Raw genomic sequence first — 15,012 nt, 5'->3', positions numbered from 1 at the left:
CGGGTGACGTTTGTCCTTATCCAGGCTCACTCATTTGAAGAGGAGGTACGCAAAAGCCGGTTTCTGGCTTTTGCCGCACCGGTAAATGATACCGAGGCAGCCCAAAGCTTTATTGCACAACATGTTTATCCCGACGCGAATCATCATTGCTGGGCTTGGCGCATCGGGCAAAATTATCGCTTTCATGATGATGGTGAGCCGGGCGGTACCGCAGGGCGCCCTATTTTACAAGCCATTGAAGGCCATGAAATTGATTATGCGGTTGTTTTGGTCGTACGCTGGTTTGGCGGCATTAAATTGGGTACGGGAGGCTTGGCACGGGCTTATGGTGGTGCAGCAGGGCAGTGCTTAAGGCTGGCGGCCAAAACCCCCTGGGTGCCAACCCGCACGTTGTCTTGTTGGTGCCCTTTTTCCGATATGGCCCTGATTCGAGGGCGATTGGGGCAGTTCAGCGCGCATATAGAGTCTGAGCAATTTGACGCGCACGGCGTTGTTTGGCAATTGCGTGTGCCTGAGGCGCAATGCGACGATTTTTGCACCCAACTCACTGACTGGACAAAAGGCAAGGGCCAAATCCTTGACCTTTCTTAAGCTGTTTCAGCCGGTATAAATTCCGGGCGCAAAACACCGCGCAGTTCACTGTATGGAATAAGCAATTCGGGCTGCCCGGATGAATAGGGCGCTATGGCATACGAGTCGTATTTGACGACCAAACCGGTATCAGTAAAGGCGTAGTTGTCGCTGGGTTGAAACGGCCATAAACGGTTATATTCAGCGGGTTTTTCGCGAGCGGCAGGCTGAGTTTCCAGCCAGCGCTGATGCGCCCGACGTAGCGCTTCTAGATACGCTTCGTATTGATTTGGCTGTAATACATTGCGAATGCCCAGTACTTTCCGGCTGCCATTATCCCAGTTTAAAAACTGCGTAGCCGCAATGCCATGTGCGGCGCCGGTTAAATATTGCCAGCTATCCAGTTCAATAACAGTCAGATAGCGGTTCCTGTAACGGGTTTTGGCATTCAGAATCACCTCATCGCGCGGACCGGCTGTTTGCCAGAAATAAGACTCGAACCCTGCAATGGTGGTATAGCCGGGCGCTCGCTGCGCATTCACCCCCGTCATCATGGCCAGGGCATGGTCAACCAAGTCTGTTAACACGGGTACCCCTGGAAAAACCAGGGATTTGACCGTTATTGTCGGGCACTCACCTTCGCAACCCGGCCGGGTTTTTTCCCACTCAACCGGTTGCGTGAACAAGCCTTCCTTTTCCGTTTGCGAGGCCACCTTGTCGGCCGGAATTAAAGAGATGTTCGAAGGCGACGAGGCACAACCTGCCAGCATGAGGCAGGCCAGAATGGCAGACGCCGGATGAATTCGAGAGAAAAAGCCTTTCATAAGCTGCAACTTTATTTGACAGTATGAGCACCTTGGCCGAACAGTAGCTTGCGTGCCTCTTCGTCGTGTACCGTAGGTTGACTGTTCACTTCGGCAGCGCGTGCATAAGCACGTTTGGTTGCCGGCCGTTCGGCAATGTTGTTGAACCAGCGTTTAAGGTGGGGAAAGTCATCGAGATTCTGTTGTTGTTTGGGGTGAGAAACAATCCACGGGTAACTGGCCATATCCGCAATGGTGTACTCGTTCCCGGCAATAAACTCGCGATCGGCCAGCCGTTTGTTCAAGACACCATATAAACGCGCAGTTTCACGTACATAGCGGTCAATGGCATACGCGATTTTTTCGGGCGCATATTGATTGAAATGGTGATTTTGTCCCGCCATCGGGCCCAAGCCACCCATTTGCCAATGAAGCCATTGCACCGTTTCAGTGCGACCCCGTAAATCGGCGGGCAAAAACCGGCCTGTTTTTTCGGCCAAATACTGCAAAATTGCACCCGATTCGAAGATGGAAATAGGATTGCCCCCATCGGCAGGCGCCTGGTCGACAATGGCCGGAATGCGATTATTCGGTGCAATGCTCAAAAATTCGGGTTTGAATTGATCGCCTTTACCGATATTGATAGGGATCAGTTTATATTCCAAGCCGGTTTCTTCAAGGAAAAGTGTAATTTTATGCCCGTTAGGGGTGGTCCAGTAGTACAAATCAATCATATTTCTCTCTTCAACTGTTCGGCAGGAATCGGCGTATAGCCTTCCTCTTCAATAATTTTCTGCACTGCAGCGATGTCGTCGACATTGTCGACAACCACCCGATGCTGCTCCAGGTTAATCGATACCTTAGCCTGTGGAAAGGCGCTTTCCACCGCTTGAGTGATGGCGGCGACACAATGGCCGCAGGTCATGTCCTGAACATTAAATTGCATGGTTTTAAACTCCTTTACAGCGTTGCCCGAAGGCATTTGTTAGCATTAGCATACTTTAATCTAATCGTTCCCACGGTGGGAAGGTCAAGCAATGAACATCGGCGCGGCGGCAAAGCAATCGGGCATCAGTGCAAAAATGATTCGCTACTACGAGCAAGTGGGTTTGCTTCAACCCCCGGACCGATCCGATTCGGGGTACCGGCGGTACGGTCCCACTGATGTTCAGACACTTATTTTTATTCGCCGAGCGCGCGATTTGGGGTTCTCGCTTGAGCGAATTCAAACACTACTTGAGCTCTGGCGTAACCGCAATCGTCGCAGCGAAGACGTAAAAGCACTGGCGCAGGGGTATATTCGGGAATTAGACACTGACATCGCGCGTTTGGTTTCCATTCGCAACGAGTTGGAGCGGTTGGCCCAATGTTGCGGCGGAGACGACTCACCCGAATGTCCCATTCTTGAAGATTTGGCACAACCGCCTGCACAAATTAAGCAATAACAGGAGAAAAAATGGGTTTACTAGTTGATGGTAAGTGGCACGACGATTGGTATGACACCAAAAAAACCGGCGGGCGGTTTATTCGCACTGAGGCGCAGTTTCGCAATTGGGTGACCGCCGATGGCGCTGCCGGTCCAACAGGTGAGGGCGGCTTCAAAGCCGAACCCGGGCGTTACCATTTATATGTCTCGCTGGCGTGCCCTTGGGCGCATCGCACGCTGATCTTCCGCAAGCTCAAGGGCCTGGAAAACATGATCGACATTTCGATTGTGCACTTTTTCATGGGGCGCCAAGGTTGGTCGTTCGAACCGGGTGAGGGCGTTGTGCCGGATACGGTTAATCATTGCGATTACGTGCATCAGTTATATACGTTAACGCAGCCCGACTATACCGGACGGGTCACCATTCCCATTCTTTGGGATAAAGAAAGGAAAGTTATTGTCAGTAATGAGTCCTCTGAAATCATCCGTATGTTCAATTCAGCATTCGATGATATTGGTGCGAAGGAAGGGGATTACTATCCAGTTGATCTGCATCAGGAAATCAATGCGGTTAACGAGTTGGTATACAACAGTGTGAACAATGGTGTCTATCGGTCGGGGTTTGCCACCACCCAAGATGCCTACGACGAGGCTGTCACGGAATTGTTCGATGCGCTTGAGTCGCTTGAGCTGCGTTTGTCGAGACAGCGTTATTTAACGGGTGATCGCATCACCGAAGCCGACTGGCGGTTGTTTACCACACTGGTACGTTTCGACCCTGTTTACCACGGACATTTCAAATGTAATTTGAAGCGTATTGTCGACATGCCCAATTTGTGGGGCTTTACGCGTGAGCTCTATCAGTGGCACGGGGTTGCCGAAACCGTTGATTTCAAACACATAAAAAACCATTATTACCAGAGTCACGCCACCGTTAATCCCACCGGCGTGGTTCCAAAAGGGCCGGACATCGACTTCACGACACCGCATCATCGCGAACCGCCTTCGGTGTAACGGCATTTGTCAGGTACGTTAAGGTATAAAGGCACCGCTAAAATGGGTTAAAGTGAAGCCCGCTATTTGATGGAACCTGGAGTGTGAGATGGATATCGATGCGTTATTGCTGGCCCGGATTCAATTTGCTTTCACGATATCTTTTCACATTATCTTTCCCGCCATTACCATTGGCCTGGCCAGCTATTTAGCGGTATTGGAAGGGCTGTGGCTGAAAACCCGCAACCCGCTGTATCGCGATCTCTACCACTTCTGGATCAAAATCTTCTCGGTTAATTTCGGGATGGGTGTCGTGTCGGGCCTGGTTATGGCGTATCAGTTCGGCACAAACTGGAGCTTTTTCTCCGACTTTGCCGGAAGTATTACCGGTCCGTTGTTGGCTTACGAGGTGCTTACGGCTTTCTTCCTGGAGGCCGGGTTTCTGGGTGTCATGCTGTTCGGCTGGAACCGCGTCGGGCCTGGCCTGCATTTTTTCTCCACTATTATGGTGGCGCTGGGCACCTTAATTTCCTCAACCTGGATTCTTGCTTCCAACAGTTGGATGCAAACGCCGGCCGGTTATGAAATTGTTGATGGCCGTGTCATTCCCGTAGACTGGCTGGCAGTCATTTTCAACCCTTCATTTCCCTATCGCCTCACGCACATGGTGCTGGCCGCATTTCTTGCAACTGCGTTGTTTGTCGGCGCCTCGGCAGCCTGGCACTTTCTGAAAGGTAACAAATCGGCGGCGGTGAAGAAAATGTTTTCCATGGCGATGGGCATGCTTTTGCTGGTGGCGCCCATCCAGGCACTGGTCGGTGATCAACACGGTTTAAATACGCTTGAGCACCAGCCGGCCAAGCTGGCCGCTATTGAAGGGCATTGGGAGAACAAGCCGGGTGAAGGCGTGCCGCTGGTTGTGTTCGGCTGGCCCGATATGGAGGAGGAGCGCAATCGTTTCGCTCTCGAGATTCCACACCTGGGGAGTTTGATTCTTACTCATTCATGGGAAGGTCAGTTCAAAAGCCTTAAAGAGTTTCCTCCTGAAGACCGTCCTTTCGTGCCGATTGTGTTCTGGTCCTTCCGGGTAATGGTCGGCCTGGGGCTACTGATGATCGCCTTGGCGGTGTGGGCGAACTGGGCGCGATGGAGAGGGCGCCTGTACGAGTCATCCCGTTTGCATAAGGCCGCTCTTGTCATGGGGCCGGCCGGGTTGATTGCCATTCTTGCGGGCTGGTTCACGACGGAAACAGGGCGTCAGCCATGGGTTGTTTATAACGTCATGAGAACGGCCGACGCGGTATCACCTCACGGGGCCATTGAACTTGGCGTGACGTTGGCGCTTTTTGTAGTGGTGTATTTTTTCGTGTTCGGCGCGGGCATTGTGTACATGTTAAAGCTCATTGCAAAAGGGCCGCAGCCCTACGAACCCAAGCCTGAGCCGTCTGACGCCGGGTCGCCGGGAGAACCGGTTGCCACCGCACGGCGCCCGATATCGGCGGCGATGCATGACCGTTCCACACATTTCGGAGACCAGTAATGGGTATCGACTTACCTTTGTTGTGGGCCATTATTATTCTGTTTGGCGTTTTCATGTATGTGGTGCTTGATGGTTTCGATCTCGGTATCGGCATCTTGTTTCCGTTTTTTCCAGACAAAACCGATCGCGATGTCATGATGAATACGGTGGCACCGGTTTGGGACGGCAACGAAACCTGGCTGGTTTTGGGCGGGGCAGGCTTGCTGGCGGCGTTTCCACTGGCGTATTCAGTCATTCTTGATGCCTTCATGTTGCCACTGATATTCATGCTTTTAGGGCTGGTTTTTCGTGGCGTGGCGTTTGAGTTCCGATTCAAGGCATCTGAAAGAAGAAGGCACTGGTGGGACAAAGGTTTTATTGCCGGGTCGATATGTGCGGCTTTTTTCCAAGGCGTCACGTTGGGTGGTTTTATTGATGGTGTTCACGTGGTTGAGCGCACGTATTCCGGTGGTGCACTTGAATGGCTGAAACCATTTAGCGTATTTACCGGAATCGGCCTGGTTATTGCCTATGCGCTTCTGGGATGCACCTGGCTGATTTTCAAAACAGACGGCAAGTTGCAGGAAAACATGATTCGCGTTGCGCGGCCACTCCTGCTTACCGTGTTGGCGGTCATTGGCCTAATCAGCCTCTGGACACCGCTTAGCCATCCCGAAATCGCCGATCGATGGTTCGCTGTGCCCAACCTGTTTTACTTCATGCCGGTTCCGGTTCTGGTTTTGCTGGCGACGTGGGCTACTTGGCGGCAACTGGGGCAACAGCCTCATGCAGGGCCTTTTCTGCTCACCTTGTGCCTGGTATTTCTGGGTTATAGCGGTCTGGGTATCAGCGTTTGGCCATACATCATCCCGCCTGACATCACCATTTGGGATGCGGCCGCGCCACCGCAAAGCCAAGGTTTTGCGCTTGTGGGAGCGTTGCTTATTATTCCACTTATTCTTATGTATACGGCATGGTCGTATTATGTTTTTCGGGGCAAAGTAAGGCCAGGCGATGGTTATCACTAACGTTATCAGTCCGGAATGAATAAAGATGTCAGACGCGCGTAAACCATGGCTTAAACGGTTGGGGTGGCTGGTGGCGTTGTGGTTCGGCGGGGTTGCGGCGTTAACGGTTTTCGCTTTGGTTCTGCGTTGGATTATGAGCAGTATCGGTATGACAACCTGACGCTTGACCTTGTCACAATGGGAAGGTTTATTCTGGTCAAATCTCTTCTATTGGTTTGTTGCGAGGTTTCCCATGAAATCCAGTCATATCAGCTTGTCCGTGCAGGGCATGACTTGTGCTTCGTGCGTGGGTCGTGTTGAACGTGTCCTGAAAAAACTACCCGGAGTCGAACAGGCGAATGTTAATTTGGCAACGGAACGGGCCGAAATCGACGTAACCGATGCGTCATTGGTTCAGCAAGCCATTCAGGCGATTCAAAAAGTGGGCTATCAGGCCGCGGTCGTGTCGGAAGGAGGGGACGATCATTTGGCAGATCGGCAGCAGGCGGAAGTGGCGCACTTGCGCATGCAACTGTGGGTTGCTTTATTGCTCACCTTGCCGGTATTCATTCTGGAAATGGGGGCACATTTGGTGCCGGCGTTTCACCACTGGGTCGCAAACACCATCGGCACGCAAAATAGCTGGCTCCTTCAGTTTGTGCTTACAACCGCCGTGTTGGTTGGGCCGGGTCGTCATTTTTATCTATTAGGCGTGCCGGCTTTGCTTAAGGCCGCACCCGATATGAATTCATTGGTGGCTGTTGGTACGGCCGCAGCCTATCTTTATTCCGTGGTGGCCACATTTATGCCTTCGCTGTTACCTGATGGAACGGTGAACGTTTATTTCGAAGCGGCGGCGGTTATTGTTACGCTGATTTTACTTGGACGCTTCCTTGAGGCTCGCGCCAAAGGCAACACGTCCCAGGCGATTCGACACTTAATGGGCTTGCAAGCCAAAACCGCACGGGTTGTGCGCAACGGAACCATTACCGATCTACCAATTGACCAAGTCCAGGTGGGGGACACCCTGGAAATTCGCCCGGGTGAACGTATTCCGGTGGATGGCAAAGTACTAGACGGGCATAGCTTTGTTGATGAATCGATGATTAGCGGGGAGCCCGTACCGGTTGAAAAATCCATCGACACTCAGGTTGTTGGGGGGACGGTGAACCAGACCGGTGCATTACGCGTACAGGCTGTCAGCGTTGGAAAAGACACCGTACTGGCACAAATTATTCATATGGTGCAGCAGGCGCAAGGTGCAAAATTGCCCATTCAGGCGCTGGTTGATCGCGTCAATTTATGGTTTGTGCCTGTCGTCATGGGCATTGCCATGCTCACTTTTGTTATCTGGTTCGTTTGGGGTCCCAGCCCGGCGCTTACGTTTGCTGTGGTGAATGCAGTAGCGGTTTTAATTATTGCCTGCCCGTGCGCAATGGGCCTGGCTACGCCAACGTCAATTATGGTGGGAACGGGGCGCGGCGCCCAAATTGGTGTGTTGTTTCGTAAAGGCGAGGCATTGCAACTGCTGCGTGACGTGAAAGTTGTGGCGGTGGACAAAACCGGCACGCTGACCCAGGGAAAACCTGTTTTAACGGACCTGGTAGTGGCAGATGAGTTCAACGAAGAAAACGTATTGGCCCTTGTAGCGGCGGTTGAATCGCGCTCAGAACACCCTATTGCGCAGGCTATTGTCACTGCAGCAAAGAACAAGTCATTGTCCTTACCCGATTTGACGGAATTTGAATCCGTGACGGGCTATGGCGTTCAGGCACAAGCCAATGGTATGAAGGTGGCGGTGGGTGCCGATCGCTTCATGCAGAAGCTTGGGTTGGATGTGAGTATTTTCAATGAGACGGCGCAAAAACTGGGTAATGAGGGTAAAACACCCATGTATGCCTCAATAGATGGCCGTTTGGCGGCCATTATCGCCGTTGCCGATCCTTTGAAAGAGAACACTGTGCAAGCCATTGCGGCTTTACATCAGCTAGGGTTGAAAGTTGCCATGATTACCGGCGACAACCAGCGCACGGCTGAGGCAATTGCCCGCCAGTTGAGTATTGACGAGGTGGTGGCGGAAGTTTTACCCGACGGCAAGGTTCACGCTGTCAGCCGTCTTTTTGAGCAGTATGGTTCAGTAGCGTTCGTTGGCGACGGCATTAACGACGCACCGGCCTTGGCCCAGGCGCAGGTTGGGATTGCTATTGGGACCGGCACAGATGTTGCCATGGAAGCAGCCGATGTCGTATTGATGTCGGGCGATTTGATGGGTGTACCCGATGCCATCGCACTTTCCAAGGCCACGATGCGTAATATCCGGCAAAACTTGTTCTGGGCTTTTGTCTATAACGCTGCGTTGGTGCCCGTGGCGGCGGGGGTATTGTACCCGGCCTATGGTATCTTGCTTTCCCCTGTATTTGCAGCAGGCGCAATGGCTTTGTCGAGCGTATTTGTAGTGTCGAATGCGTTGCGCTTGCGCCGTTTTCAGGCGCTGCGCTTTTCCCGATGAAGACCGTTCAGGCCAAGCGTTAGCGCTAATAGCGATAGGCCGAATCCGGTTAAGGTGATGCCCAACCAGCCGTAATCTTCATAAATATGCGCGGCGATGAACGAACCGCTTGCCCCACCGACGAAGTAAGCCGTCATATAGCCGGCGTTCAGTCGGCTGCGTTGTTCAGGGTGCAATTTAATAATTGTGTTCATATTGCTTACATGTACCAACTGCACGGCAAAATCAAGAAAAATAACACCTACAACTAACGCAATAACGGAGACAGGAGAAAAACCAAGGGGAATCCATGAGCCCAGCATAATGACCAAACCCAGGATAACAGCTAAATTCGACCTTCCTTTATCGGCCAGGCGGCCTGCCCAGCCCGCCGAAATTGCGCCGGCCGCGCCGGTTAAACCAAATAAACCAATAACGGCATTGGAATATTCGTAGGGTGGGGCGCTGAGCAGGAAAGAAAGTGGTGTCCAAAACAAGGCAAACAAACCAAACGACAATGCGCCCATCACGGAACGAGACCGTAAAACCGGCTCTTGGGCGAAAAGTCGCCCCACCGATAGTAATAGTTCAGCGTACGAAACCTGCTTCTCGTTGCGATGTTGCGGCAATAACTTCCACAGCAGCAACGCAACCAGGCTCATGAATACCGCGGCAACAAAATAGACAATTCGCCAGCTTCCAAACGCAGATAAGCCGCCCGAGACACTACGCCCAAGCAGGATGCCCATTAACAAGCCGCTCATGAGCACGCCGACGATACGGCCGCGCATTTCGGGGCGTGCCAACTGAGCACCGAAAGGAATCAGTAGCTGGGTGACGACGGAAAACAGGGCGGTGATGCCCGTACCCAATAAAAGAAATGGTAAAGAGGGTGACAGGCCGCTAATGAGCAACCCCGAGGCTGAAATCAGAGTCATGATGCAAATGAGATTGCGTTTCTCAAATTTATCGCCTAATGGAACCAGCAATAACAAACCGATACCGTAACCAATTTGTGCGACGGTAACGATAATGCCAACCGCGCCATACGAGACGCTATATTCTGTTGCAATCGAATCCAGCAGGGGTTGAGCATAATAATTACTGGCTACCGCTCCCCCAATGGCGGTCGCCATCAACCAAACCAAAAATGTACTCAAACTTTGCGCTCCGGCCATGTCCAGCCTGATATTTCGGGCCGATCGGTTCCTTCTGTGTGCGCGTAGTTTACGCTATCGATCAGGCACCCTTTAAGCCACTCTTTAAAGTGTGAAGTTTGATTCTGCAAGCGTGGTACGTAGTTCAGCACATCCATAGCCAGATGATAGCGGTCTATCTGATTCATGATAGCCAATTCCAGCGGTGTATTAATGTTGCCTTTTTCGCGATAGCCACGCACGTGGAAATTGGCATGATTATGCCGGCGATAAATGAAGCGATGAATTAACCAGGGATAACCGTGAAAGCTGAAAATAACCGGTTTGTTACGTGTAAAAAGAGCATCGAAATCTGAATGGGTCATGCCATGCGGATGATCGGTGTCGGGTGGCAAGCGATATAAATCGACCACATTCACAAATCTGATTTTCAGATCGGGAACATGGGTTCGCAGCAAGGCAACCGCAGCCAACGCCTCCGCAGTCACAATATCCCCCGCACAGGCGATGACGACGTCAGGTTCCCGGCCTTCATCGCTGCTTGCCCACGGCCAGATGCCAATGCCTTTGGCGCAATGTGTTGCCGCTTCTTCAATGCCTAAGTAAGACAAATGAGGTTGTTTGTCGGCCACGATGACATTAACGTAGTTCACACTGCGCAGGCAGTGATCTGCCACACTTAGCAGACAGTTGGCGTCGGGCGGCAAATAAATTCGCGTAACGTCACCGCTTTTATTGCTTATCACGTCGAGAAACCCCGGGTCTTGATGCGTAAAACCGTTATGATCCTGGCGCCACACCAATGACGACAAAAGGATGTTCAACGAAGAAATGGGTGCGCGCCAGCGCGCTTCCAAACGTGATTTGTCCAACCACTTCGCGTGCTGACTGACCATGGAGTCAACAATATGGGCGAAGGCTTCATAGGTGTTGAACAGGCCGTGTCGCCCGGTTAAAAGATAGCCCTCGAGCCAGCCTTCCAAAGTATGTTCACTGAGCATTTCCATGACACGACCGTCGGCGCACAAATGGCCACCATCGTCATCTGAGGCATATCGATCTGCCAGCCACGTTTTTCCGGTTACTTCATAAACCCCATCAAGTTTGTTCGAAGCATTCTCATCCGGGCTGAACAAACGAAAGTTATTAGGGTTACGTTGCATGATGTCGCGCAGGAAAGCGGCCAGAACAGCGGTAGGTGAAACACGCATGACGGCGGGGCGATCGACTGTAACGCCATATTCCTTAAAGTCCGGCATGAATAGTGGCATCCGCAATCGCCCGCCATTGGCATGCATGTTTGCACTCATGCGCAGGGCGGGTGGGGGCATTGCTGCTTGCATCGCTGGTAACAAAGCCCCGTTACTGTCGAACAATGAGGCGGGATCATAGCTTCGCATCCAGTCTTCGAGCAGTTTTAACTGTGCTGGATCTTGGCGCACATCGGCCAGTGGCACTTGGTGCGAACGCCATGTCCCTTCAATTTGATGATGATTGAACGTATCGGGGCCCGTCCAGCCTTTTGGCGTGCGCAAGACGATCATTGGCCATATCGCGCGTTGCGGGGAGTTTGTTGCTTTTGCGTGGTGTTGAATTTTTCTTATGGCTGCAATGCATTGGTCTAGCACGCCGGCCATTTTTTTATGCATTTCAACCGGGTCGTCACCTTCAACAAAGAACGGTGTCCAGCCGTACCCCTTCATTAAATGGGTAAGCTCGTCGTTACCAATGCGGGCAAGAATAGTGGGATTGGCAATTTTGTATCCGTTCAGATGCAAAATAGGCAAAACGGCGCCATCACGGATGGGATTCAAAAACTTATTGCTGTGCCAGGCCGTGGCAAGCGGACCGGTTTCCGCCTCACCATCGCCAACCACTGCGGTAACAATAAGGTCGGGATTATCAAAGGCTGCACCAAATGCATGAGACAGCACATAGCCCAACTCTCCGCCTTCATGAATCGACCCAGGAATTTCCGGCGTGCAATGGCTGCCCAATTTCCCCGGAAACGAAAATGAACGGAAGAGTTCCAACATACCGCTTGCGTTAAGCGATACCTCGGGGTGAATGGCACTAAAGCTCCCCTCAAGATAGGCATTCGCAAGTACCGCCGGTGCACCATGCCCTGGCCCCGACAGATAAATCATATTGAGTTCATTCAGTTGAATAACTCTGTTCAGATGCGCCCAAATAAAAGTTTGTCCGGGACTCGAGCCCCAATGACCCAATAATCGCTTTTTTATGTGGTCTGGTTGCAACGGTTCCCGCAGTAAAGGGTTATCCCGTAAATAGATCATTCCTGCGCAAAGATAATTGCAAGCGCGCCAAAAGGCGTCTATTCGACGAATTTCGCTTGGCGCAAGACTGTTATCGTGTGTTTTTGTATGTGCCATGGAATTTTCTGGGTCGCCCATGACTGTCCCCTTATGAATTAAAGTGCGGGAAAAAAAGTGCACCCATAGCAGATGACGGGTAACACAGTATTGCCATCATATTCACATTTCTTTATGATATTTGAAACTGAATTTTACTTTTGCATACATAGTTTTAATTATCCGCCCATCAACGTTATCGTAGCCAGAACAAAGGCGTAAAGGAGTTTCTCATCACTACCATCGCCGTGGTGTCCCGCAACACCTTGCTTCGGGCCGGCGTGATACAAATTTTGGCCGACGTGGTTCCCAACGTTCGCCTAATGGGCTTTTCCTATCACGATCTCGACCGATATCCCGATCCCGCTCAGTCAATTGACCTGTTACTCATTTCCATTGCTTCGCCCGAGCGGCTCACATCACTGGTTACGGCCGGCTTACGCGCTTTCCTGCCGCAAAAAGTGGTTTTACTAAGCGAAAGCACGCCAGACTATTCGGCGATCAGTGCTTTGCCCCGGCAAGTATCAGGTTTTATTGATCAGGCCGCGCCGGCCGAGGTTTTCGTCGACAGCGTACGGCGCGTGTTAAGCGGGCACACGTGTTTCCCCTGGGATCAGAACGTCGGTTCAGTTGGGGCGCAGGATAACCACTCTTTATCCAATACGCACATCGATGGCAGTCATTCGGGATTAGGCACTTCAATGGTTTCACCGTCGCCGGCTCCCAAGGCCGCCTCGGCAGCTCACTCCAATACGGTTGCTCTGCGTTCATCGGTAGCACCGAGTGCGGCTGTTGCGAAGGAGTCCGAACTGCTTGGCCTGACGCGGCGTCAATACGAAGTTTTGGTATTGTTGTCGCGTGGCCACGCATTGAAGTCGGTGGCGCGCATTTTGGATATTTCACTCGGAACGACCAAGGCACATACCGAAAGCGTTTATCAGCGCCTGGGTGCGCACAATCGGAATCAGGCGGTTTATCTTGCGAGATCCAAAGGTGCCAGCCTGAATTGGGAACCGACTTCAAACTCCGCTAACGGCAACAATATGAACTCCGAGGCTGAGTCAGGGCCTGATACACCTTCAGTGCGGGTACGTTAAAACTGAGTTTGTTGGTAGGCCCATGCACTGATATTTCCGGCTAAAGCATTCCCCGCTTCACCATAAGCGTTTAATAACGCGTCGAAAGCCTCGCTTTCGGCGAAAGCCGTTTCCATGAACGTGTGGCTGGCAACCGCTTTATTTTTTTCACGATCACTGAGTATTGCATCAACACGAATTTCGACCCTGGGCTTTTGCCCAGGCATTCTAACGGCGTGAAATTGGGCCAGGCTTAAAATGAGCTGGTAATCACCCGTCAGCGGTGTGCCGTCCGTTGTCACAACGCGCCAATTATTTGATTCACGTAAGTAGCTCACCAGCCTGCGTTGAAAAAGCTGAGGCATGGGATCAGACCATCTTACGCCTTTGAAAGCGGCCAATTCATTAGGGTTGCTCATGACCAAAATGCGATTGGAAGCCAAGATCAACGGACTTGAGGGCGTTAAGACCCGCAGTGAGGGCGCGGTGATAGCGGGCATATCTGCTTGTGCCGAAGGCACAAGTGCACCTGGTAATTGATACACGCGTTGTGGAGTGGATTCCGGCAAAATTGAGCAGCCGGCCAGCGATACGACGGCAAATACCCCCGCCGCCACCCATCGGGCAAACCCATTTGCGGCAACGCAAAAAAAAGTGAACGAACGTTTAAAACAATAAACAAGGTTCATGGGTTAATCTCTTGTAAAGGTTCACGCCCAAATAAATAAGCCGCTGGGTTGTCATCCAGACGCCGTAACGTTAAACGCAACGTGGCCAGCGTACTTTGCAACTCCTGCAACGCGGGGCCCAGTTGGGCAAATCCCTCCATACCGTCACTTAGCGGCTGCTGGTTGGTTTTAATCAGAGTGTCCAGCCGGACAACCGTGCGTTCAAGAGTCGACATAACTTGCGAAGCATTCTGCATCATTTGCCGACCTTCTTTTGAAACCAGCGTATCGATATTTTCAAGCGTTGTTGCTGCCGATTGGGCGGCGTTGGTTAATTGACCAATCAGCACACCGATGTCTTGCTCAGCCAGGCGGGCGGACGCAGCCTCGAGGTGTGTCAACGTATTTGAAAATGCTTGCACATTCTGCGCCGACAATAAAGTGTTGGCGTTCTGAATGAGCTCGGTGAGGCCGCTGAGTGCGGCATCACCGTTACGAAATATTTGAGCAATGGGGGAGGGGCGGGCCACAATAACCGGATAGGGTTCGCCCTGTGGCGCAGTCAGTAGCGGCGCGTCGCCCGAACCCGATGTCAAAGCAATCACGGCCATGCCCGTAATACCCACAATGGATAATTGCGCCTGCGTGTTTTCGCGCACGGGTATATCTGAGCGAATCGAAATCGTGGCTTTGACGTTTGCGACGTCGCTGGGGTCCAAATACAAATCGGTGATTTCGCCTACTCGAATTCCGTTGAACTGAACCGAGCTGCCTGTCGACAAGCCTCGAACCGGATCCTTGAAAACAACGGTGTAAAGTGCCGCGTCAGAGCGGCGGTCATATTTCCCGAACCAAAGCGCGGTCAGTAATCCCAGCGCAATCACAACAACCGTAAAAATACCAATCAGCACGTGGTGTGCGCGGGGTTCCATG

At 52.0% G+C, this 15,012-nt stretch carries 14 protein-coding genes and 1 pseudogene; 8 read left to right on the top strand and 7 right to left on the bottom strand.

Going from position 1 to position 15,012, the window contains the following annotated elements:
* The first annotated feature begins 3 nt into the window (after positions 1–3).
* Entirely contained in the window at positions 4–591 is a 588-nt protein-coding gene (locus CJO09_RS12935) for an IMPACT family protein (RefSeq protein WP_119442705.1), read from the top strand.
* On the opposite strand, the gene CJO09_RS12930 is transcribed toward CJO09_RS12935, so the two are convergent.
* Genes CJO09_RS12930 through CJO09_RS12920 form a run of 3 tightly spaced genes read right to left on the bottom strand, consistent with a single transcriptional unit; the run spans position 588 to position 2,319 of the window.
* Complete coding sequence (locus CJO09_RS12930) at positions 588–1,394, bottom strand: RsiV family protein (protein WP_119442704.1); 807 nt, start codon at positions 1,392–1,394, stop codon at positions 588–590. The genes CJO09_RS12935 and CJO09_RS12930 overlap by 4 nt on opposite strands.
* Positions 1,395–1,405: 11 nt before the next feature.
* A complete protein-coding gene (locus CJO09_RS12925; RefSeq protein ID WP_119442703.1) occupies positions 1,406–2,107 on the bottom strand; it encodes a glutathione binding-like protein in 702 nt (233 codons plus the stop codon).
* Entirely contained in the window at positions 2,104–2,319 is a 216-nt protein-coding gene (locus CJO09_RS12920) for a heavy-metal-associated domain-containing protein (RefSeq protein WP_245961332.1), read from the bottom strand. The genes CJO09_RS12925 and CJO09_RS12920 overlap by 4 nt, the downstream gene beginning before the upstream one ends.
* Positions 2,320–2,410: 91 nt before the next feature.
* On the opposite strand from CJO09_RS12920, the gene cueR reads away from it, so the two are divergent.
* The 6 genes and pseudogenes from cueR to CJO09_RS12890 all read left to right on the top strand — a co-directional run.
* Positions 2,411–2,818 (top strand): Cu(I)-responsive transcriptional regulator, encoded by a 408-nt coding sequence (gene cueR, locus CJO09_RS12915; RefSeq protein WP_119442701.1) that lies wholly within the window; start codon positions 2,411–2,413, stop codon positions 2,816–2,818.
* Positions 2,819–2,829: 11 nt separating this feature from the next.
* Positions 2,830–3,813: a glutathione S-transferase family protein gene (locus tag CJO09_RS12910; protein WP_119442700.1), complete on the top strand. Its 984-nt coding sequence runs from the start codon at positions 2,830–2,832 to the stop codon at positions 3,811–3,813.
* 88 nt (positions 3,814–3,901) lie between these two features.
* On the top strand, positions 3,902–5,332 hold the full coding sequence (locus CJO09_RS12905; RefSeq protein ID WP_119442699.1) for a cytochrome ubiquinol oxidase subunit I: 1,431 nt from the start codon (positions 3,902–3,904) through the stop codon (positions 5,330–5,332).
* Complete coding sequence (cydB, locus tag CJO09_RS12900; RefSeq protein WP_119442698.1) at positions 5,332–6,339, top strand: cytochrome d ubiquinol oxidase subunit II; 1,008 nt, start codon at positions 5,332–5,334, stop codon at positions 6,337–6,339. The genes CJO09_RS12905 and cydB overlap by 1 nt, the downstream gene beginning before the upstream one ends.
* 25 nt (positions 6,340–6,364) lie before the next feature.
* Positions 6,365–6,499 (top strand): DUF2474 domain-containing protein, encoded by a 135-nt coding sequence (locus CJO09_RS12895; RefSeq protein ID WP_119442697.1) that lies wholly within the window; start codon positions 6,365–6,367, stop codon positions 6,497–6,499.
* Between the two features lie 60 nt (positions 6,500–6,559).
* A pseudogene (locus tag CJO09_RS12890) lies at positions 6,560–8,827 on the top strand (heavy metal translocating P-type ATPase); the annotation flags it as partial.
* Here the strand turns inward: CJO09_RS12890 and CJO09_RS12885 are convergent.
* Entirely contained in the window at positions 8,803–9,984 is a 1,182-nt protein-coding gene (locus tag CJO09_RS12885) for an MFS transporter (protein WP_119442695.1), read from the bottom strand. The pseudogene CJO09_RS12890 and the gene CJO09_RS12885 sit on opposite strands and share 25 nt — an antisense overlap.
* Entirely contained in the window at positions 9,963–12,356 is a 2,394-nt protein-coding gene (locus tag CJO09_RS12880; protein WP_119442753.1) for a phosphoketolase family protein, read from the bottom strand. The genes CJO09_RS12885 and CJO09_RS12880 overlap by 22 nt, the downstream gene beginning before the upstream one ends.
* Positions 12,357–12,586: 230 nt before the next feature.
* On the opposite strand from CJO09_RS12880, the gene CJO09_RS12875 reads away from it, so the two are divergent.
* Positions 12,587–13,432 carry a response regulator transcription factor gene (locus CJO09_RS12875; RefSeq protein WP_147404926.1) on the top strand — a complete coding sequence of 282 codons (846 nt, stop codon included), beginning with the start codon at positions 12,587–12,589 and terminating at the stop codon, positions 13,430–13,432.
* Here CJO09_RS12875 and CJO09_RS12870 read toward each other — a convergent pair.
* Complete coding sequence (locus CJO09_RS12870; RefSeq protein WP_119442693.1) at positions 13,429–14,100, bottom strand: ABC-type transport auxiliary lipoprotein family protein; 672 nt, start codon at positions 14,098–14,100, stop codon at positions 13,429–13,431. The genes CJO09_RS12875 and CJO09_RS12870 overlap by 4 nt on opposite strands.
* Positions 14,097–15,011 carry an MlaD family protein gene (locus CJO09_RS12865; RefSeq protein WP_119442692.1) on the bottom strand — a complete coding sequence of 305 codons (915 nt, stop codon included), beginning with the start codon at positions 15,009–15,011 and terminating at the stop codon, positions 14,097–14,099. The genes CJO09_RS12870 and CJO09_RS12865 overlap by 4 nt, the downstream gene beginning before the upstream one ends.
* Position 15,012: the final 1 nt, after the last annotated feature.

This window comes from Neopusillimonas maritima, from assembly GCF_003576595.1.
GTDB classification, from domain to species: domain Bacteria; phylum Pseudomonadota; class Gammaproteobacteria; order Burkholderiales; family Burkholderiaceae_B; genus Neopusillimonas; species Neopusillimonas maritima.
The sequence above is the reverse complement of the archived record's forward strand: the minus strand, read 5'-3'. Positions and strand labels throughout refer to the sequence as shown.